Annotated in this window: 17 protein-coding genes; 6 read left to right on the top strand and 11 right to left on the bottom strand. The window is 73.0% G+C overall.

Going from position 1 to position 18,921, the window contains the following annotated elements; translation table 11 throughout:
* Positions 1-41: 41 nt before the first annotated feature.
* Genes ICW72_RS13820 through ICW72_RS13830 form a run of 3 tightly spaced genes read right to left on the bottom strand, consistent with a single transcriptional unit; the run spans position 42 to position 5,770 of the window.
* A complete protein-coding gene (locus ICW72_RS13820; protein ID WP_191083239.1) occupies positions 42-2,129 on the bottom strand; it encodes a methyl-accepting chemotaxis protein in 2,088 nt (695 codons plus the stop codon).
* A 57-nt stretch (positions 2,130-2,186) separates the two neighbouring features.
* Positions 2,187-5,540 (bottom strand): YhdP family protein, encoded by a 3,354-nt coding sequence (locus tag ICW72_RS13825; RefSeq protein WP_191083240.1) that lies wholly within the window; start codon positions 5,538-5,540, stop codon positions 2,187-2,189.
* On the bottom strand, positions 5,510-5,770 hold the full coding sequence (locus ICW72_RS13830; RefSeq protein ID WP_191083241.1) for a hypothetical protein: 261 nt from the start codon (positions 5,768-5,770) through the stop codon (positions 5,510-5,512). The genes ICW72_RS13825 and ICW72_RS13830 overlap by 31 nt, the downstream gene beginning before the upstream one ends.
* Positions 5,771-5,793: 23 nt before the next feature.
* Here ICW72_RS13830 and ICW72_RS13835 point away from each other — a divergent pair, with 23 nt between their 5' ends.
* Positions 5,794-8,709 (top strand): bifunctional [glutamine synthetase] adenylyltransferase/[glutamine synthetase]-adenylyl-L-tyrosine phosphorylase, encoded by a 2,916-nt coding sequence (locus tag ICW72_RS13835; protein ID WP_191083242.1) that lies wholly within the window; start codon positions 5,794-5,796, stop codon positions 8,707-8,709.
* Here ICW72_RS13835 and ICW72_RS13840 read toward each other — a convergent pair.
* The 5 genes from ICW72_RS13840 to ICW72_RS13860 are packed head-to-tail and all read right to left on the bottom strand — an operon-like array spanning position 8,698 to position 13,243.
* The gene (locus tag ICW72_RS13840) at positions 8,698-9,519 is read right to left on the bottom strand and encodes an ABC transporter permease (RefSeq protein WP_191083243.1); all 822 of its coding nucleotides are present in this window, start codon (positions 9,517-9,519) and stop codon (positions 8,698-8,700) included. The two genes, ICW72_RS13835 and ICW72_RS13840, sit on opposite strands and share 12 nt — an antisense overlap.
* Entirely contained in the window at positions 9,516-10,433 is a 918-nt protein-coding gene (locus ICW72_RS13845; RefSeq protein WP_191083244.1) for an ABC transporter permease, read from the bottom strand. Before ICW72_RS13845 ends, ICW72_RS13840 begins: the two co-directional genes overlap by 4 nt.
* Positions 10,430-10,822 carry a VOC family protein gene (locus tag ICW72_RS13850; RefSeq protein WP_191083245.1) on the bottom strand — a complete coding sequence of 131 codons (393 nt, stop codon included), beginning with the start codon at positions 10,820-10,822 and terminating at the stop codon, positions 10,430-10,432. The genes ICW72_RS13845 and ICW72_RS13850 overlap by 4 nt, the downstream gene beginning before the upstream one ends.
* On the bottom strand, positions 10,819-12,468 hold the full coding sequence (locus ICW72_RS13855; protein WP_191083246.1) for a peptide ABC transporter substrate-binding protein: 1,650 nt from the start codon (positions 12,466-12,468) through the stop codon (positions 10,819-10,821). Before ICW72_RS13855 ends, ICW72_RS13850 begins: the two co-directional genes overlap by 4 nt.
* Before the next feature lie 49 nt (positions 12,469-12,517).
* Positions 12,518-13,243 carry an orotate phosphoribosyltransferase gene (locus ICW72_RS13860; RefSeq protein WP_191083247.1) on the bottom strand — a complete coding sequence of 242 codons (726 nt, stop codon included), beginning with the start codon at positions 13,241-13,243 and terminating at the stop codon, positions 12,518-12,520.
* A 51-nt stretch (positions 13,244-13,294) separates the two neighbouring features.
* Between ICW72_RS13860 and ICW72_RS13865 the strand changes: the two genes are divergently transcribed.
* The 5 genes from ICW72_RS13865 to ICW72_RS13880 all read left to right on the top strand — a co-directional run bounded on the left by ICW72_RS13865 (position 13,295) and on the right by ICW72_RS13880 (position 16,598).
* Positions 13,295-13,996, top strand: a complete 702-nt coding sequence (locus ICW72_RS13865; protein ID WP_269749816.1) for an ELM1/GtrOC1 family putative glycosyltransferase — start codon at positions 13,295-13,297, stop codon at positions 13,994-13,996.
* Positions 13,990-14,217: an ELM1/GtrOC1 family putative glycosyltransferase gene (locus ICW72_RS21100; protein ID WP_332308919.1), complete on the top strand. Its 228-nt coding sequence runs from the start codon at positions 13,990-13,992 to the stop codon at positions 14,215-14,217. The genes ICW72_RS13865 and ICW72_RS21100 overlap by 7 nt, the downstream gene beginning before the upstream one ends.
* Positions 14,208-15,047, top strand: coding sequence for a protein-methionine-sulfoxide reductase heme-binding subunit MsrQ (locus ICW72_RS13870; RefSeq protein WP_191083248.1), 840 nt, complete (start codon positions 14,208-14,210; stop codon positions 15,045-15,047). Before ICW72_RS21100 ends, ICW72_RS13870 begins: the two co-directional genes overlap by 10 nt.
* Before the next feature lie 29 nt (positions 15,048-15,076).
* Entirely contained in the window at positions 15,077-16,147 is a 1,071-nt protein-coding gene (locus ICW72_RS13875; RefSeq protein WP_191083249.1) for a tartrate dehydrogenase, read from the top strand.
* A 205-nt stretch (positions 16,148-16,352) separates the two neighbouring features.
* Complete coding sequence (locus tag ICW72_RS13880; protein ID WP_191083250.1) at positions 16,353-16,598, top strand: hypothetical protein; 246 nt, start codon at positions 16,353-16,355, stop codon at positions 16,596-16,598.
* Between the two features lie 7 nt (positions 16,599-16,605).
* Here the strand turns inward: ICW72_RS13880 and ICW72_RS13885 are convergent, their stop codons facing one another.
* The 3 genes from ICW72_RS13885 to ICW72_RS13895 form a co-directional block, all read right to left on the bottom strand.
* Complete coding sequence (locus tag ICW72_RS13885) at positions 16,606-17,067, bottom strand: DUF411 domain-containing protein (RefSeq protein WP_191083251.1); 462 nt, start codon at positions 17,065-17,067, stop codon at positions 16,606-16,608.
* 13 nt (positions 17,068-17,080) lie between these two features.
* Complete coding sequence (locus ICW72_RS13890; protein ID WP_191083252.1) at positions 17,081-17,857, bottom strand: enoyl-CoA hydratase-related protein; 777 nt, start codon at positions 17,855-17,857, stop codon at positions 17,081-17,083.
* 108 nt (positions 17,858-17,965) lie between these two features.
* The gene (locus ICW72_RS13895) at positions 17,966-18,817 is read right to left on the bottom strand and encodes an N-formylglutamate amidohydrolase (RefSeq protein ID WP_191083253.1); all 852 of its coding nucleotides are present in this window, start codon (positions 18,815-18,817) and stop codon (positions 17,966-17,968) included.
* Positions 18,818-18,921 lie beyond the last annotated feature (104 nt).

Below are 18,921 nucleotides of genomic sequence, written 5' to 3' on the forward strand. Positions count from 1 at the left end.
CGCCAGGACGGGCGGCGGCTGCCGCCCGCGCCCGTTTCGCCTCAGGCGGCGCGCATCTGGGTCAGCAGGGTGCTCAACTCGCCCCGCAGCCCCTCGCCCTGCTGGGCGATGTCGTCGGTGGTGGCGGCCAGGCTGGTCAGGGCGCCCTCGGCGGCCTGGGCGCCCTGGCCCACCTCGTCCATGCGGGCGGCCACGCGGTCGGTGCCGGTGGCGGCCTCGGCCACGTTGCGCGCGATTTCGCGCGTGGCGGCCCCCTGTTCCTCCACCGCGGCGGCGATGGCGTTGGCGACCTCATTGATCTCGGCCACCACCGTGCCGATGCCCTGGATGGAGCGCACCGCCCCCTCCGCCGCACCCTGGATGGCGCTGATCTGGGCCGCGATGTCGCCGGTGGCGCGGCCGGTCTGGGCGGCGAGGCTCTTCACCTCGCTGGCCACCACGGCGAAGCCCTTGCCGGCCTCACCCGCCCGCGCCGCCTCGATGGTCGCGTTCAGCGCCAGCAGGTTGGTCTGGCCCGCGATGTCGCTGATGAGGCGCACCACCTCGCCGATCTTGGTGGCGGCCTCCGTCAGGGCCGCCATGGTGGCATCCGTGGCGCGCGTCTCCTCCATGGCGCGGCCGGCCACGCGGGCGGCCTCGGCCACCTGGCGGGTGATCTCGCTGACCGAGGCCGAAAGCTCCTCGGCCGCGGCGGCCACGGTCTGCACATTGCGGCTGGCCTGGTCCGCGTCCTGGTTCACCGCATCGGCGAGGCGCGCGGTCTGGCCCGCCCCGGCGCGCAGTTCGGCGGTGGCGCCGCGCAGCACCTCCACGCGGTCGGCCATGGTGTCGAGCGCGGTGCCCAGCGCCGTCTCGATCTGCTGGGCCACCGAGGCGCGCGCCCGGCGGGCCTCCTCGGCGGTGGCGGTGCGCTGGGCGGCCGCGGCCTCCTCCAGGGCACGCGCGCGCAGGGCTTCCTGCCGCAGCGTGTCCAGGCCGCGGGCGAGGGCGCCGAATTCATCCGTGCGCGCGGTGGCGGGCACAGGGTCATCATAGGCGCCGGCGGCCAGGCGGCCGGTGGCCGATTGCAGGCTGGCCAGTGGCGCCAGCACCCGGCGCAGCACCACCCACACCGCGACGGCGAGGAACAGCAGCGTCCCCCCCAGCACGGCGATGGCGGCGATGGACTGGGCCCGCGCCTGCGCGATCAGCGTGTCCGCACGTTCCTGCGTCACCAGGCTCGCCGCGTCGCGCACCAGCAGCAGGCTGCCGATCTGCGGCGTGGTCCGCTCAATGAAGGCGGACGCCGCCATACGGTCGGCCGAGGGCTCGGCCTGGGCCGTGCTCAGCGCGCGGAACTCGGTGAAGTAGGCGGTCCGCGCCGCCGCCACCGCGGCCGCGAGGCGCGGGTCCGTGCGGGTTTCGGGCTCGGCCTCCAGCAGGCGCCAGGCGGAGTCCACCGCCCCGCGCGACTGCGCGACGGCCGCCTGGTTCTGCGGCGTCAGGCCACGGTTCGCGGCGATGGCGCCGGCCACCGTGCTGCGTTCCTGCCCGGAGGCGTCGCGCGCCAGCCAGCTCGCCTGCTTCAGCATGTTCAGCCGCGCGATCAGCGGATCATGCTCGCCGGCGGCGGCCAACAGCGAGGACCAGATGCCCTGCTGCGCGGCCACGAAGCGCGAGAGTTCGCGGTGCATCCCCCCGCGCGCGAATTCCGCGTCGCGCGCCTCGTCCGCCAGGGCCATCTGCGCGTCGGCGCGGCGGCGCAGGGCCTCCAGCGGCGCGGTCATGCCCTCCAGCTCCTGCAGCATGCGGACGGTCTCGGGCAGGCGGGCCTCGCGCAGGTGGACCAGCGCCTCCGCCAGCTTGGCCTGGAACACGCCGCGGTGCCGCGCGATCACGCCGCGCGCCGCGTCACCGACGGGCGTGGTGGAGGCCAGCGCCGCATTGCTCTGGGCGCGTTCCAGGAGCAGCTCGAACAAGCCTTCGTTCAGGCGCGCGGCGGCCTTGTTCATCTCGGCGGCCGCCCGATGCTCCTCCCAGGAGGTCCAAGAGGAACGCAGGGTGGAGGTGGCCGGGATCAGCGCCAGGATGGCCAGCACGAGACTGACCCCGAGAATCGGCGTCCGGACGGAGCCAAACAACTTGCTCATGGAGAGAACCTTGCAGCTATTTCGCCGCAGCATGCCCCCGCGTCCCTGAATCCGCGCTTAACGTCGCGTTGGCGCCTCCGGCTCGCCGCCCAGGTCGAAAAGGCCGCGCAGGAAGCCCGGCGTCAGCGCGGCCAGCGGGTTCACCGTGATGGTAGGGTCCTCCGGTGGGCCCTGCGCGCGGAAGGTGGCGGCGAAGACCCCGCCGCCCCGCTCGGGGCTGAACAGCCGGCCGACCAACGGCAGGTTGCCCAGCAGCGTGTTGAACACATAGGCGGGCACGATGGTGCCCTCCATGTCCAGCACCGCGCGCTCCCGCAGCAGCCGCCCTTGCGCCGTCAGCCCCAGCGAGGCGGAGAAGGCCCGCGCCTCGTTCACCCGCAGCACGTCCGGCTCCAGCACGAAGGGTACCACGGCGCGGGTGAAGACAAGGCCATTGCCCCCCTGCATGGCCTCCAGCACGCCGAACAGCGTCATGGCCTGCAGCAGCTTGCCCAGCGCCGGCGCGTCGCGCACCACGAAATTGTCCAGCTCCGCCGTGCCGGAGAGCGGCGCGCCGGGCCGTGTCTCGGTGTATTGCCCGGTCAGCGCCAGCCGCCCGCCGCGGATCGAGGTGGTGATGCCCAGCGCCCGCAGCACCGCGCCGCCATCCTCCGCCACCGCCCGCACCTGGCGGACATTGCCGCGGCCGGGTGTCAGCGCCGCCTCGAAGGCGCCGCCGCCGCGCGCGGTGCGGCCGCGCAGCGTGGCCTGGCGCAGCACGCCGGCCGTATCCATCCGGCCCGTGGCCTGCACGGCGAAGATTTCGCGCTGGGGGCCGACCAGCACCTGGTCGAAGCGCAAATCCAGGTTCAGCGGCGGCTGTTGGCCCTCGGTGGGGGCGGGACGCTCGCTGGAAGGCGTGCTGGGCCCCAGCACCGGCCGCAGGTCGAGCAGGGGGCCACGCAGCGTGATGCTCCAGGGTTCGTTCGGTCGTGCGCCGGCCCGCGCATCGCCCACCAGGCGCGAGGCGCCGAACACCGTCTCCTGCAACTCCACCCGCTCGATACGGTTGGCGCGGGCCACGGCGCGGGCGCGCAGCGCGAGTTCCAGCGCCTCGATCCGGATGCCCTCGATGCTGGTGAGCTGGTCATTGTTGAGGCGCAGCGTCGCCTCGGCCTGGCCGGGGCTCCCCTCGGGCTTCTCCCAGCCCAGCGGCGGGAAGGCCAGCACCGCATCGCGCAGATTGCCCGTCAGCGCGTAGCTGGCCTGGCCGTTGCGCCGGCGTTCGCCCCGCGCCTCGATGGCCACGGGCCCGCGCAGCAGCGCCCCGGCATCGAGGCCGAGTGCCGCCAGCTGCGCCGCCGTGGGTCGCGCCGTCAGCGTTTCGCGCGAGACGACCTGCGTGGCCGGCCCGGCGCGGTAGTCCAGCTCCACGCCGAAGCGCAGCGCGATGCCGGCCAGCGTGCCGGTGCCGCTGCCGCGCAGCCCCTGCATGTCAGTGGTGAGTTCCGCCGTGGCCCCCTCCAGGTCGCGCCCCAGCAGCAGGGAGGCGACGCGCCCCTGGGTCAGGCGCGCCTCGGCGCGCAGCTGCATCTGCTCGGTGCGGAGGTCCGCCAGCAGGGGGAAGTCCAGTTGCAGCCGCCCGTTGAACTGTCCTCCCCGCACGTCGATCGGAAAGGGCCGGCGGTCGAACAGCGCAAGGCGCGGGTGGCGCAGCACCGTCACCAGCCCCGTCAGGGGGCCGGACAGGTTGAAGGACATCTCGGCCGTGTCCGGCTGGCCCGGCGGCGCGAAGGCGAAGCGCAGCGTGGACTCGCCCGCCTGGATGCCGCCGGCCTCGGCCGCCAGCGCGCCGCCGCGCGTCTCCACCACCACGCCATCCCGCGCGAAGCGGGCGCGGCCGGTCACGCCGGCGACGGGGGGCATGGGGCGCAGGTAGTGGACGGTGGCGCCTTCCACGCTTGCCTCGCCCTCCAGCGCCTCCAGCCGCGCCTCGCCCAGGGCTTCATTGGCCGAGACGCCGATGCGCCACCGCCCTTCGGTCAGGGTGCCGGCGGTGATGTTGGTGGTGATCCAGTCCCGCGCGCCCCGGACCACGCCCTCGGGCCAGAGCCGGGGCAGTTCCGCGAAGCGGGCGTCGTTCAGGCTGAGCGAGACCTCGCTGGCCCAGCGCCCCTCGGCGAAGCGCGCCGCACCCGTGGCGGCCAGCCGCGTGGCCGCGCCCCCTGTCTCGGGGGCGGCCAGATCAAGGTGCAAGGCCTCCAGCGTCACCGCGCCGGGGCCGAGCGAGGCGCTGACCGCCGCCTCCGCGACCTGGAGGGCGCCCATGCCCGGAGGCGTCACCTCGGCCTCCGCCAGCACCAGGTCCGCGCGGCCGCCCACCACGGCCCAGCGCGTCAGGTCGGGCGCGGTGGTCACGTCCAGAAGCAGCGCCGCCTCGCGCAGCACGCCCCGCTGCAGCGCCAGCCGCGTGGCCTCCCGCGCCTCGGGCGCGAGCTCGGCGGGCCAGAGGCGCGGGATGGTGGTGATGTCCAGCTCGCCCAGGTTCAGCCGTGCCCGTCCGCCCCAGCCCGGCGGCCTGCGCTGGAGTTCCGCGCTGGCCTCGATGGGCTGGCCCGCGGTGCCGGGCAGGCGCAGCATGGCGCGTTCAAGAATGAGGCTGTCCGGCGTGGCCAATGCCTCCGCTTCCAGCGCATCGAAGGGGAGTTCGAGGCCGGGCGCGGGGCGCAGCCTCCCGCCCTCGGCGGCTTGCAGCGCAAGGCCCAGCCCGTGCACCTGGCCCTCGCCATCCATGCTCAGGCTGGCCTGCACCGCGACCGGCGCGTCCAGCATGGTAAGCGGCGCGAGGAAGGGCAGAACCGCGGCCAACTCCGGCGGGCGCAGCACCGGCAGGTCGAGGCGCAGATGCACCTGGGTGGGCTCGCCCTCGGCCTGGGCGGAGACATGGACGGGTAGGCGCTTGGCGATGCCATCGGCGCCGATCGTCTCCAGCATGGCCTCGCCATCGGCCTCCAGCCCGCCCTCACCGCCGCGCAGCAGGGTCAGGTGGATCTCGCGCAAATGGAAAGTGGCGCCGAGTGCCGCGTCACGCAGGCTGATGCGCCCGCCCAGGATGCGGACGCGGCGCAGCAGGGTGTGGGCGGCGCGTTCCTCCGGCGGGCGCATCAGGTCGGCCAGGAGCTGGGGCAGGGCGGAGGGCGTGCCGTCCGCCGGCGCCGGCTCCGCGCCTGGCTGGGGCGTCAGGTCGAGGCCCACCGTGCCATCCGCCTCCCGCCGCAGGCTGAGGACGGGGGCGAAGAGGTCCACCGTCGCGGGGGCGAGGGTTCCGCGCAAAAGAGGCGCCAGGGCGAAGGTGACGGCGGCATCGGGCAGGGCGCCGGCCACCACGCCCTCCGCATCGGTCAACCGGGCGCCGGAGACGCGCACCTCCACGGGGGCCGAGCCGCCATGGAAGCCTTCCCAGGCGATGGCCGCGCGGCCGACGGAGAGGCGCAGTTCACCCCCTCGGCATTGGCCGCGCGCTCGATCTGCCGGGCGAGGAAGGCCGATTCCCAGGGTCCGGAGGAGAGCCGCCAGGCCAGCGCGCCCAGCGCCAGCCCGGCCAGCAGCGGCAGGAAGAGCAGCAGCGAGAGGCCCCAACGAAGGGCTTGACCAGGCTTCACCCTGCGCGTTCCCCTGCCCACCCATGACACGTCCCCTGCACGACCCCGAAGGAATCGCGCGGCTTCGCGCACGCCTGGCGGAGGGCGACGCCGCGCAGCAGGCGCTGGCCGGCCGCGCCGAGGCGGAGCCGGTGCTGGAGGTGCTGGGCGCGCACAGTCCCTTCCTCTCGGACCTCGCCTTCCGCGAGGCGCCCACGCTGCACCGCCTGCTGGACCGGGGGGCGGATGCCGCCATGCAGGCGGTGCTGGAACCCCTCTCCACGGCCGATGTCGCCTCCCCGCGCGATGCGGTGGCGAGCCTGCTGCGCCGCGCCAAGCGCCAGGGCGCCCTGGTGGCGGGCGTGGCGGACCTGATGGGCATGTGGCCGCTGGACCGCGTGACCGGCGCGCTGTCCGACCTGGCGGACGAGACCATCGAATTCGCCATCGCGCATTTGCTGCTGGACGGCGCGCGGCGCGGCCAGATCCGGCTGCCGCGCACAAAGGGCGACAAGCGGCAGATCACGAAGGGCTCGGGCCTGATCGTGCTGGGCATGGGCAAGCTCGGCGCGCGCGAGCTGAACTACTCCTCGGATGTCGATCTCCTGCTGCTGCACGACCCGGATTCGCCTTCCTACCACGAGGAACATGGGCCCGCGCCCTACATCCGCATCGCCCGGGACCTCGTTCGCCTGATGGAAGAACGCACGGGCGAGGGTTACGTTTTCCGAACCGACCTGAGATTGCGTCCGGACGCCACGCCGCTCTGCGTCTCCGTGCCGGTGGCGCTGAGCTATTATGAAAGCCTGGGCCAGAACTGGGAACGCGCCGCCATGATCAAGGCGCGCTGCGTGGCGGGCGACCGCGCGCCGGCCGAGGCCTTCCTGCGCGAATTGCGCCCCTTCATCTGGCGGCGGCATTTGGATTTCGCCGCGGTGGCCGACATCCATTCCATCAAGCGGCAGATCCACATCCACAAGGGCGAGCGTGGGGCGGGCGGCGAGATCGCGGTGGCGGGCCATGACGTGAAGCTGGGCCGCGGCGGCATCCGCGAGATCGAGTTCAGCGTGCAGGTGCTGCAACTGATCTGGGGTGGGCGCGACCCGGCGCTGCGCGACCAGACCACGCTGGGCGCGCTGGCGGCCCTGGCCGCGGCCGGCAAGATGGACCGCCGCGCGGCGGCCGACCTCGCGGACGCCTATGTCTTCCTGCGCAACACCGAGCACCGGCTGCAGATGGTGGAGGACCGCCAGACCCACCGCCTGCCCGAGGCGCCGCAGGAGCTGGACCGCATCGGCCGCTTCATGGGCTTCGCCGATGGCACGGAATTCGGCGCGGCGCTGACCGCGCACCAGCGCCGGGTGGAGCAGCACTACAGCCGCATGTTCGAGGCCGCGCCCGCCCTCTCCACCGAGGGCGGCAGCCTGGTCTTCACCGGCGTGGAGGATGACCCGGCCACGCTCGAGAACCTGCGCGGCATGGGCTACCGCGAGGTGTCCTCCATCGCGGGCATGATCCGCTCCTGGCACCATGGCCGCCCGCGCGCCACCCGCACCGAGCGCGCCCGCGAATTGCTGACCGAGATCATGCCCGCCCTGCTGGCCGCCTTCGCCCGCCAGCGCGAGCCGGATGCGGCGTTGATCCGCTTCGGGGAATTGCTGGGGCGGTTATCGGCCGGGGTGCAGTTCCTGTCGCTGCTGCACCGCAACCCGCCGCTGATGGGGCGGCTCGCCGGGCTGCTGGGCGCGGCGCCACAACTGGCGGACCACCTGGCGCGACAGCCCGTGGCGCTGGACGGGCTGCTGGCCGGCAGCCATGCCGCGCCCGGCGAGAAGCCGCTCGCCGCCCTGCCCGCCCTGGTGCGCGAGGCACGCGACCTGGAGGAGGCGCTGGAGGCCACCCGCCGCCTCGTCACGGAACGCATGTTCGAGGTGGATGCGGCGAGCCTGGAGGGCCGGATGGACGCCGATGCCTCCGCGCTCGCGCGCAGCGAGGTGGCGGACGCCGCCATCTCCGCCCTGCTGCCCGCGGTCGAGCGCGACTTTGCCCGCCGCTTCGGCCGCGTGGCGGGGGGCGGCATGGCGGTGCTGGCGGTGGGCAAGCTGGGCGGGCGGGAGATGCTGCCGGCCAGCGACCTGGACCTGATCCTGATCTATGAGCACGCGCCCGAGGCCGAGGCCAGCGAGGGCGGGGCCAAGGCGCTCGCGCCTTCGGAATACTTCATCCGCCTGGCGCACCAGGTGGTGGCGGCGCTGACCTCGCCGGGGAAGGAGGGGCGGGCCTTCGAGGTGGACATGCGGCTGCGCCCCTCGGGCAACAAGGGGCCGGTGGCGGTGCGGCTCTCGGCCTTCCAGCGCTACCACGCCGAGGAGGCCTGGACCTGGGAGCGCATGGCCCTGACCCGCGCCCGCGCCGTGGCCGGCCCGGCCGAGCTGTGCAAGGCCGTGCAGGCGGCGCGCGACGCGGCGTTGACCAAGCCGCGCGACCCCGCCGCCGCCCTGGCCGATGCGGCGCATATGCGCGCCCGCATGCTGCGCGACATCCCGGGCGACGGGCCCTGGGACATCAAGTCCATGCCCGGCGGGTTGGTCGAGGTGGAGTTCATCGCCCAGGCGCTGACGGTCGCCCATGCGCCCGAACGCCCGCGCCTGCTGCGCGGCACGACGCGCGAGGTGCTGGCCGCGCTGGGCCGCGCCGGATACCTGGAGGAACGCGAGGCTGCGACCCTGATCCAGGCCGAGCGCCTGTGGCGCACCCTGCTGGGCGTGATGCGCCTGACGGTGGGGCAATGGAAGGACCCGACCCTGCCCGTCACGGTCGAGGAGTCCCTGCGCGAGGCCGCGGCCACCCTTGTCCACCACGCGGTGCCGGATTTGGCCGCGCTGCGCGAGGTGATGCGCGACCACGCGGCGGCCGTGCGCGCGAGCTTCGAGCGGCGGGTGGGCAAGCTATCGCCTTGAGCGGCTGATCCCATCCGCCAGCAGGTTGCAGGCCAGCACCGTCAGCATGATGGCGAGCCCCGGCCAGAAGGCGGCCAGCGGTGCCTGGAACACCAGTTCCTGCGCGTTGGCCAGCATGTTCCCCCAAGAGGGGGCGGGCGGGGCGATGCCCAGACCCAGGAAGCTCAGCACGCTTTCCGCCAGCACGGCGCCGCCCACGGCCAATGCCGTGGCGATGGCGATGGGGGCCGCGAGGCTCGGCAGCACATGGCGCATCAACACGCGCCGTTCCGAAACGCCCAGCGCCCGCGCCGCCCGCACGAAATCCCGCGCCAGCAGCGACAGCGCCGAGGCGCGCACCAGCCGCGCCACCCCCACCCAGCCGAAGGCGGCGAGCAGCCCCGCGATGCGGACCATGTCGGCCCCGGCCTCGCCGCGCGGCAGGCCGATGATGGCGGGGTCCAGCGCGGCCAGGATGACCAGCAGCGGCAGGGCGGGCAAGGCGAGGATACCGTCGGCGAGGCGCATCAGCACCGCATCCAGCCAGCCGCCGCGCCAGGCGGCGAGCAGGCCCACCACCGTGCCGATGGTGGTGGCGGCCAGCGCCGCCGCCAGCCCCACCGTCAGCGACACCCGCGCCCCGTGCAGCAGCCGCAGCAGCACGTCGCGGCCGAGATCGTCCGTGCCCAGCGGGTGCTCGGCGGAGGGCGGGGCGAAGCGGTTGAACAGATCGGGCGCGAAGGCGTCATGGCCGAGCCACCAGCCGGCCAGCGGCGCGGCCAGCGCGGCCAGGGCCAGCAGCGCCAGCAGGGCGAGGCCCACCCGCATCATGCGATCCGCGGGTCCAGCCAGCGCTGCGCCAAGTCGGCCGCCAGCGTCGCCAGCATGGTCACCACCGCCACCAGCAGCAGCGCCAGCAGGGCCAGGTTGAAGTCGCTGCCCATCACCGCGTCGTAGATCAGCTTGCCCATGCCGGGGCGGGCAAAGACCGTCTCGGTGATCAGCGCGCCCGAGACCATGGCCCCGGCATCGAGCGCGACGATGGTCAGCAGCGGCACGGCGGCGTTCGGCAGGGCGTGGCGCGCCAACACCCGCGCCTCGGAGGCGCCCTTGGCACGGGCGGTGCGGATGTGCGGCTCCTGCAGGGCGGCGCCGAGCGCCGCGGCGGAATGCCGCGCATAGGCCGCGAGGTTGGCGAAGGCCAGCGTCGCCACCGGCAGCACCAGGAAGCGCCAGCCCGCATCGGCCCCGCCCGCCGGCAGCCAGCCCAGCTGCACGGCGAAGAGGATGATCAACAGGATGCCGAGCCAGAAGGAGGGCGTCGCCTGCGCCACCAGCGCCACCCCCTGCACGAAGGGCGCCAGCCGCGGCCGCGCCGCCGCCAGCGCCCCCAGCCCCACTCCCAGGGTGATGGCGATGCCGATGGCCAGCGCCAGCAATTCCAGCGAGGAGAGCAGCGCCGGCCACAAAAGCTGCGCCACCGGCTGCGCGAAGAGGCGCGAGTGGCCGAAATTGCCGCGCAGCACCTCGCTCCCCCAGGCCAGGTAGCGGGCCATCAGCGGCTGGTCGAGGCCATGCAGCGCGCGCAGCCGGGCCGCGTCCTCGCTGGTCAGGCGCGGGTCGCCCGCGATGGCCATCTCGATCGGGTCGCCCGGCATCAGCCCGATCAGCAGGAAGGCACAGAGCGAGAGGATCACCGTCATCACCGCGATCTGCGCCAGGCGCGAGAGGATGAGGCGCGTCATGGTTCGGGGCGGTTGCAGACGGCCTCGACGCGGTTGCCGTCCGGGTCCAGCAGGAAGGCGCCGTAATAGGCGGCGTGGTAATGCGGCCGAAGCCCGGGCGCGCCGTCATCCCGCCCGCCGGCCGCCAGCCCCGCCGCGTGGAAGGCGCGCACCATGGCGCGGCTGCGCGCGCGGAAGGCCCAGTGTCGGCGATCCGCCACCACGCCGGGCCGCTGCAGGAGGGTGAGGAAGCTGCCCGCCTCCGCCGCTTCCGTGCTGCGGATGCCGTAGCCGATGCCATCGGCCTTCCGCCAGACGCAGGGCACTTCCAGCGCGGCCATCACGGCGTCGTAGAAGGGGGCGGCCGTGGCGAGGTCATTCACCGTGATGGAGACATGGTCCAGGATCATCGCACGCCCCACCGCTCGGCCCAGAGGCTCGACGGGTTCAGGTGGCCGGTGGGCCGCACGCCCGTCAGCCATTGCGGCCAGACATGCGCGTCCTGCCGGAACCAGAGCGGCAGGGCGGGCAGTTCCTCCGCATAGATGGCCTGGAGGCGGTGCCACATCGCCCGCCGCCGTTCGCGGTCCAGCTCCTGCGGCAGGGCTTCGAGCAGGGCGTCCATCTCAGCGTTGCGGAAGCCCGGGTAGTTCTGGCCGGACCAGTTGCGTTCCGCCGTCGGGATTTCGGTGCTGTGCAGAGAGCTGCGCGGCACGCCCTCGGGCGCGGACACCCAGGCGAAGAGGACAGCGCCGGTGAAGCGGCGGCGCGAGAGGGTTTCCCCGAACAGCACCCGGGGGGGTTCGTTGCGGATGCGCGCCTCGACGCCCACCGCGCGCCATTGCGCCTGGATCACCTGCTGCGTGGCCTCGCGCGAGCGGTTGCCGGCCGTGGTCATCAGCTCGATGGACAGGCGCTCGCCGGCCGCGTTGCGGCGGATGCCGCCGGGGCCCATGGTCCAGCCGGCCTCCTCCAGCAGGGCGGCGGCGCGGGCCGGGTCGTGGTTGTAGCGGCGCACATTCTCGTCATGCGGCCAATCCAGCGGGTTCACGCTGGTGTGGGCCACGGTCTGCCGGCCTTCGAAGAGGCGCGCCACGATCTGCTCGCGGTCCAGCGCGTGCAGCAGGGCCTGGCGCACCCGGCGGTCCTCGAGCGGCGGCTGGTCCATCCGCAAATCCATGTGCTCATAGACCAGGCCGGGGCGGAATTCGGTGCGGAAGCGGGTGCCGGTGCGGCGGGCCAGGGCACTGGCCTGTTCCACCGGCAGGCCGAGCTCGCCCGCGATCATGTCCACCTGGCCGGCCAGAAGCTGCGCCTCCAGCGCCGGCGTGTTCTCCACCGTGCGGATGGTGATGCGCCGGAAATGCGGCGCGGGGCCGGACCAGTGCGGGTTGCGCTCCAGCGTGATCGCCGCCCCCGCCTGCACCTGCGCCACCCGGAAGGGGCCATTCCAGAGGCCGGGGTTGGTCGGCTCCGTGTCGTAGAGGGTGCGGGTGCGGTAGGTGCGTGGCTCCTGCTCCCAGCGGGCGCGTTCCAGATGGGCGGGCAGGGGGGCGAAATCGCCCAGGCTGCCGAATTCGAAGGTGACGCGGTCGAAGCGCAGGGTGAAGCGGCGCTCATCCTCCGCGATGAACTCATAGGCGCTGCGGTAGAATTCGGCGGGGCCGATGCCGGTGGTCCCGTCGCGCCCCGCGTCATAGGTGAAGCGCAGATCGGCGGTGGTGATGGGCGTGCCATCGCCCCAGCGCAGCCCCTCGCGCAGCACCCAGGTCACGCGCAGGCCGGGGCGGCCATCGGGCGTGGTTTCCCGCACCGCCAGCCCGTTCTCCAGCGTGGGGATGGTTTCGCAGAGCAGGCAGATGAGGCGCCAGTCGGGGTCATAGGCCGTGACGGGGCGGCGCGCGAAACCCAGCACATAGGATTTCGCCACCATGTTCTCGATATTGGGATGGAGCGTGGAGGGGTACTGCGTGATGCCGATGGTCAGCGCGTCGCGCGGCTGGGCCTGGGCGGGGAGGGCCAGGAGAAGAAGACAGATCAGGAAACGGGCGGCCATCCACTGCTCCTTGCGGAGGCCGCGCCGGGTTGGCGCGGCCGCGCCGAGGCTAGCCGCCCTTCCCCTTGAACGCCAAAGCCTCATCCAGGCTGCCCACGCCGCCATGCGCGCGCGACCAGGCCACGGGGTCCTCCAGGAACTTCCGCACGCCGGTGAGGGACGCCTCCGGGAAGTAGTCGCGCTCCCGGCACACCTCCAGCACGTCCCACCAGGTGGCGAGATGATGCAGCGAGAGGTCCATGGCCTTCATCTGCTCGAAGCTGCCGGGGAAGACGCCGTAGTAGAACACCACGAAGGTGTGGGCGCATTTGGCACCCGCCTCGCGCAGGGCCTCGGCGAAGCGGATCTTGCTGGCGCCGTCGGTCGTCAAATCCTCGACCAGCAGCGTCTCGCGGCCCACGGGCACGTCGCCCTCGATCAGCGCGTTGCGGCCGAAGCCCTTGGCCTTCTTGCGGACATAGGCCATGGGCAGGTTCATGCGGTCGCTGATCCAGGCCGCGAAGGGAATGCCGGCCGTCTCGCCGCCCGCGATGCTCTCGATGGTCTCGAAGCCCACCGCGCGGTTGATCTTCTCCACGCCCAGGTCGCAGATGCGGGTGCGGGCGCGCGGGTAGGAGATGATCTTGCGGCAGTCGATATAGACGGGGCTCTTCCAGCCCGAGGTCAGGGTATAGGGTTCCTCGGGGCGGAAATTCACCGCCTTGATTTCCAGCAGGATGCGCGCGGTGGTCAGGGCCGCGTCGCGATCGAACTCCGAGGCGTGGTGCGTCGTCATGGGAACCCTCATCGTGCTGCGCCCCAGTAACCTCCAGGCGCGGGCGCGACAATGACCGAAGCGCCGATCTGGGTGCTGGAGGACCCGCGCGCGGGCACGGCGGCCCAGGCGCTGGGCATCGCGGAGCGGCTGGGGCTGCCCTTCCGGGTGGTGCCCCTGCGCTGGAGCCCCTGGGCGCGGCTGCCCCTTCCCCTGCCCACGCTGCTGGGCCTGGCCGACCGGAGCGCCTTTGCCCCGCCCTGGCCCAGGCTGGTCATTTCCGCCGGGCGGCGGGCCGCGCCGGTGTCGCGCTGGCTGCGGGTGCGAGGCGCGCGGACCGTCCATGCCATGCGGCCCGGGCTGGGTGCGGCGGATTTCGACCTGCTGGTGATCGGCGCGCATGACCGGCCGCGTGCGGCTGCCAACCTGCTGGAAATCCAGGGCGCCACCCACCGCATCACCCCTGCGAAGCTGGCGGCGGCCGCCACCGCCTTCCCGGAACTGGCCGCCCTGCCGCGCCCGCGCGTGGGCCTGTTGCTGGGCGGGAAGGTGCGGGCGGAGGGCATGGACCCCGGCACCGCCGCCCGCATCGCCAACCAGGCGGCCGGGCTTGGCAACTCCGTGCTGGCCACCACCTCCCGTCGCAGCGGCGAGGCGGCCGTGGCGGCCCTGGCCGGGGCGCTGCGAGGCCTGCCGCACCACCTGTATCCTTTCGGGGGGGTGGAGCGAACCCGCTGCATGGAATCCTGTCCCTGTCGGATGTGCTGGTGGTGACCGGTGACAGCATCTCGATGCTCTCGGAGGCGCTGATGACCCCTGCCCCGCTCCACATCGCCGACCCGGGCGGGCTCGGCCCGCGCCACCGCGCGGTGGCGGACAGCCTGTTCGCGGCGGGCTTGGCCGCGCCGCTGGGCGGCCCCCCGCCCCCTCCGCGCGCCGCCCTGGACGAAACCGCCCGCGTCGCCGCCGAAATCCGGGCGCGCGGATGGGCGTGACCCTCGCCCTGCCCTGGCAGGACCGCCAGGGCCGGTTCTCGGGGCTGCGGGCGGTGGTGCTGGCGCTTCTCTGCCTGCCCCTGCTGCCTCTGCTCTGGCCCTGGGCCACCGGCACGTTGGGGCCGGAGCCCATCGAGGAGGCCATGCACGAAACCGGCCGCTGGGCCATCCGCTTCCTGCTGCTGACGCTGGTGGTGACGCCGCTGGGCCGCATCCTTGCCTGGCCGCGCCTGTTCCAGGTCCGGCGGATGCTGGGGCTGGGCGCCTTGGCCTGGGCCGTGCTGCATCTGGGCCTCTATGTGGCCGAGCAGGATTTCGTTCTGGCGCGCGTGGTCAGCGAGATCGTGAAGCGCACCTATTTGCTGATCGGCTTCGCGGCCTTGTGCGGCCTGGCGGTGCTGGGCTGGACCAGCACGGATGGCTGGATGCGCCGGCTGGGGCGGGGCTGGAAGCGGCTGCATCGCCTCGTCTTTCCCATCGCGGTGCTGGCGCTGCTGCACGCCTTCATCCAGGCCAAGTCCGATGTGTCCCAGGCGGTGCTGTTGAGCGCGCTCTTCCTCTGGCTGATCGGCTGGCGGGCACTGCCGGCGCGCTTGCAGGGGCATCTCGGCGCTTTGGCGGGGCTTGCGCTGGCGGCGATGCTGGGCGCGGCGGCGGTGGAATATCTCTGGTACGCCCTGGCCACCAATCTGCCGGCCGCGCGGGTGGCGGCGGCCAATCTCGACCTCACCTTCGGCCCGCGCCCGGCCGTGCTGGCGGGCATGATTGGGCTCGGGTTCGTGGCGCTGCTGGGGGTGTGGCGGCTTGTGGGCGCGCGGCGCGCGGCGTAGGGATTTTGCCATCGGAGGAAGGACATCCCATGGCCCGCACGCACCGCATCGCCGTCATTCCGGGCGATGGCATCGGCAAGGAAACCACGCCCGAGGGGCTGCGCGTCCTGGACGCCGCCGCCCGCCGCTTCGGCTTCGAGCTGAAGCTGACGGAATATGACTGGTCCTGCGAGACCTACCTCAAGACCGGCAAGATGATGCCCGATGATGGGCTGGACCAGCTGAAGGACAGCGACAGCGTCTTCCTGGGCGCGGTGGGCTGGCCGGGCGTGCCGGACCACACTTCGCTCTGGGGCCTGCTGATCCCGATTCGCCGCGGCTTCGACCAGTATGTCTCGCTGCGCCCGTGCAAGCTGCTGCCCGGCGTGAAGACGCCGCTGGCCAACCGCGAGCCGCACGAGATCGATTTCTACGTGGTGCGCGAGAACACGGAAGGCGAATATTCCAGCGTCGGTGGCCGCATGTTTCCCGGCACCGACCGCGAATTCGTCAGCCAGCAATCCATCCTGACCCGCACCGGCACCGACCGCATCATCAAATACGCCTTCGAACTGGCGATGACCCGGCCGCGCAAGAAGGTGACCAGCGCCACCAAGTCCAACGGCATCACCTTCACCATGCCCTATTGGGATGAGCGCTTCGCCGAGATGGCGAAGAACTACCCCGAGGTGACGACGGACCAGTTCCACATTGACATCCTCTGCGCCCATTTCGTGCAGCACCCGGACTGGTTCGACGTGGTGGTGGGGTCCAACCTGTTCGGGGATATTCTTTCGGATCTGGGGCCGGCGGTGGCGGGGTCCATCGGCGTGGCGGCCTCGGCCAACATCAACCCGGAAAAGGCCTTCCCCTCGATGTTCGAGCCGGTGCACGGCAGCGCGCCGGACATCGCCGGCAAATGGATCGCGAACCCCATCGGCCAGATCTGGTCCGGGGCCATGATGCTAGAGCATCTGGGCGAGACCGAAGCCGCCCGCGCCATCACCGATTCGATCGAAAAGCTGCTGGCCGAGGGCGGCCCCCGCACCCGCGACCTGGGCGGCCAGGCCGGCACGGTGGATGTGGGCAAGGCCATCGCGGAGGCGGTGTCCCGCGCTTGATGGGCAGGAGCACGATCCGCGACGGCGGATACGCCGGAGCGGTGAATCGTCCTCCCGGCAAAGGCTGGACCATGAGCCCTCATGGGGGATCATGGTCCAGGGGGCGCAAGCCCCCCCTCCCGCATCTGCGAACAACACTTGAACAGGCGTTCAGACGTCGGTATCGTACTCTGACATTGCGAGTGATTCGCAATTGGAGGGTTTCATGGGCCGCGACTACAGCCACATCGCCCGGCGCTGCGAACGGGCGGTCATCACCGCCTACCGTGAACTGCGCGATGTGGGGCAGAACGACATGGCGGCCTTCCAGGCCTGCACCACGCTCTATCGCGTCCATCACCCCGAAGCCTCGGTGGCCGAGGCGCGACGGCTGGTGGCCGAATGGGTGGACCATCACGTGACCCGAGCCTCCGAAGGCCCGACCCCGGGCTGCGAGTGCGCGGCCGAATAGCCACGCCTCAGACCGGCAGCGCGCCCCGCATGCGCAGCCAGGGCGCGTGGCTGCCATCCCGCCGCCAGGCGACCACCTCATAGACCTCTGCCTCCCGCCCCGGCACTTCCATGCCAGGTGTGCCGATGGGCATGGCCGGCACCGAAAGCCCCACGAAGCCCGCGGGGCGCTCCGCCAGGAAGCGGCGGATGGCGTGGGCGGGCACATGCCCCTCCAGCGCCACCCCCTGCACCCGCGCCGCATGGCAGGAGAGCAGGTCGGACGGCGTGCCCAGCGCGCGGCGGAAGGGCCCCACGCTTGGCACCACGCGGTCCGTGACCGCGAAGCCCTCCTGCCGCAGATGCGCGACCCAGCCCTCGCAGCAGCCGCAATAGGGGTCGCGCCAGACCTCCACGCGAAGCCCCTCCTGGCTGGCCGCGGGAAGGGCGGGCAGGGCGAGCGCGCCCAGCAGCAGGTGGCGGCGGATCATCGGCATTCCTCCCTCAGCGCCCCACCCAGCGGGGGGCGCGCTTTTCGATGAAGGCCCGCGGGCCTTCCTGGAAATCCTCCGTCTCCCGGATCGCGCGGCTCGCTTCGCCGCACAGGGTCCAGAGGGCGTCATCCTCCAGGTCGTTCGCGCGGCGGGCGATGGCAAGGCTTTCCCGCACGGCGATGGGGGCGTTCACCGTGATGCGCGCGGCCAGCGCCAGGGCGGCCGCCATCACCTGCTCGGCCGGCACGGCGGCATTGACCAGGCCCAGCGCCGCGGCGCGGGTGCCGGTGATGGGCTCGCCGGTCGCGATCATCTCGAAGGCGATGGCGCGCGGCAGGGCGCGGGGCAGGCGGAAGACGCCGCCGGCGGCGGCCACCAAGCTGCGCTTCACCTCGGGCAGGCCAAAGGTGGCGCCCTCGGCCGCCACCGCCATGTCGCAGGCCAGCAGCAATTCCAGCCCGCCCGCCAGCGCATGGCCCTGTGCCGCCGCGACCCAGGGCTTTTTCCGGGGCGCGCGGACGAAGCCGGCGAAGCCGCCACGCTCGGTGTAGAGGTCGGCCCCGCGGCCGGCCGCCACCTCCTTCAGGTCGGCCCCGGCGCAAAAGGCGTGCGGGCCGGCGCCGGTCAGGATGGCGACGCGGATGTCGTCCTCCGCCTCCACCCGCGCCACGGCGGCGTCGAGCGCCCCGGCCAGCGCACCATTCACGGCGTTGCGCGCCTCGGGCCGGTTCAGCGTGACCAGCGCCACATGCGGGGCCACGGTCTCGAACAGGACGGCGTCGGGCATCTCGGGCGTTCCTCTTCCTGAAGCGCGCGGCGCGAACGCCGTCCGCTCCTGCCATTGTTGAGGGCGGGATTCAGCGCCTTCGGTGATTCCACCTCGACGCATCCCGCCCTACAGGAAGGACCAGTCCTCCTGGGCCAGGCCGGCCAGGATGGCGGCCAGGTTGGCGCGCAGCCGGTCGAAGCCGGCGTGGCGCTCGATCCGCGCCTCGTCCATGTAGAGGCTGCGGGCGATCTCGATCTGGATGGCGTGCACCCGCTCGCGCGGGCGGCCGTAATGGCGGGTGATATAGCCGCCGGCATAGGGGTCGTTGCGGCGCACGCGGTAGCCCTGGCGCTGCAGCGCGGCCTCGATGAGGCGCGTCGCGCGAGGGGCGCAGGCGGTGCCATGGGCGTCGCCCAGGATGATGTCGGGCTGGTCGGCGCCCGGGGCGGGGTGGCTCGGCATGGAATGGCAATCCACCAGCAGGCAGGCGCCGAACTGCACCCGCGTCTCGGCGATCAGGTCGCCCAGCGCCGTGTGGAAAGGTTCCCAGCAGTTGCGCACCCGGCTTTCCGCCTCGCGGAAGGAGAGGCGCCGGCGGTAGATGGCCTCGCCCGAGGCCACCACGCGGGCGATGGTGCCGAGCCCCGCCCCCACGCGCGGGCTGCCGCTGTTCACCCAGGGCGGCAGGGGGGCATCGAACATGCCCGGGTCCAGCTCCCAGGGCTCGCGGTTGGCGTCGCACCAGGCGCGGGGGAAGCGGGCGGCCAGCAGGGGGGCGCCGAGGCGCGGGGCGGCGGCGAAGAGGTCGTCCACGAAGGCGTCCTCGCTGCGGCGCAGGGATTGCGCGTCCAGCCGCGCGGCGTCCAGGAATTCCAGCGGATAGTCCCGCCCTGAATGCGGCGAGGTGAAGACCAGCGGGCAGAGGGCCGTGGCGGGTCGCGTCAGGTCATAGGCGGTGAGGGGGGCGTGCTGGTCCATGGGTCCGCCCTACACCACCACGCGCGCGCGCCGCTGTCACCCGCCGGCTTCCGGGGGGCGGCGCATTCGTGCCACGCTGTTCGGCAAGGAGCTCGCCGTCCGAT

The sequence above is a fragment of the Roseococcus microcysteis genome, assembly GCF_014764365.1.
Taxonomy (GTDB): Bacteria; Pseudomonadota; Alphaproteobacteria; order Acetobacterales; family Acetobacteraceae; genus Roseococcus; species Roseococcus microcysteis.

Excerpts from the sequence above, each read along its gene's own strand:
- ICW72_RS13820 (WP_191083239.1), bottom strand. The coding sequence starts at position 2,129 with ATGAGCAAGTTGTTTGGCTCCGTCCGGACGCCGATTCTCGGGGTCAGT.
- ICW72_RS13835 (WP_191083242.1), top strand. The coding sequence starts at position 5,794 with ATGACACGTCCCCTGCACGACCCCGAAGGAATCGCGCGGCTTCGCGCA.
- ICW72_RS13840 (WP_191083243.1), bottom strand. The coding sequence starts at position 9,519 with ATGATGCGGGTGGGCCTCGCCCTGCTGGCGCTGCTGGCCCTGGCCGCG.
- ICW72_RS13845 (WP_191083244.1), bottom strand. The coding sequence starts at position 10,433 with ATGACGCGCCTCATCCTCTCGCGCCTGGCGCAGATCGCGGTGATGACG.
- ICW72_RS13850 (WP_191083245.1), bottom strand. The coding sequence starts at position 10,822 with ATGATCCTGGACCATGTCTCCATCACGGTGAATGACCTCGCCACGGCC.
- ICW72_RS13855 (WP_191083246.1), bottom strand. The coding sequence starts at position 12,468 with ATGGCCGCCCGTTTCCTGATCTGTCTTCTTCTCCTGGCCCTCCCCGCC.
- ICW72_RS13860 (WP_191083247.1), bottom strand. The coding sequence starts at position 13,243 with ATGACGACGCACCACGCCTCGGAGTTCGATCGCGACGCGGCCCTGACC.
- ICW72_RS13865 (WP_269749816.1), top strand. The coding sequence starts at position 13,295 with ATGACCGAAGCGCCGATCTGGGTGCTGGAGGACCCGCGCGCGGGCACG.
- ICW72_RS13870 (WP_191083248.1), top strand. The coding sequence starts at position 14,208 with ATGGGCGTGACCCTCGCCCTGCCCTGGCAGGACCGCCAGGGCCGGTTC.
- ICW72_RS13875 (WP_191083249.1), top strand. The coding sequence starts at position 15,077 with ATGGCCCGCACGCACCGCATCGCCGTCATTCCGGGCGATGGCATCGGC.
- ICW72_RS13880 (WP_191083250.1), top strand. The coding sequence starts at position 16,353 with ATGGGCCGCGACTACAGCCACATCGCCCGGCGCTGCGAACGGGCGGTC.
- ICW72_RS13885 (WP_191083251.1), bottom strand. The coding sequence starts at position 17,067 with ATGATCCGCCGCCACCTGCTGCTGGGCGCGCTCGCCCTGCCCGCCCTT.
- ICW72_RS13890 (WP_191083252.1), bottom strand. The coding sequence starts at position 17,857 with ATGCCCGACGCCGTCCTGTTCGAGACCGTGGCCCCGCATGTGGCGCTG.
- ICW72_RS13895 (WP_191083253.1), bottom strand. The coding sequence starts at position 18,817 with ATGGACCAGCACGCCCCCCTCACCGCCTATGACCTGACGCGACCCGCC.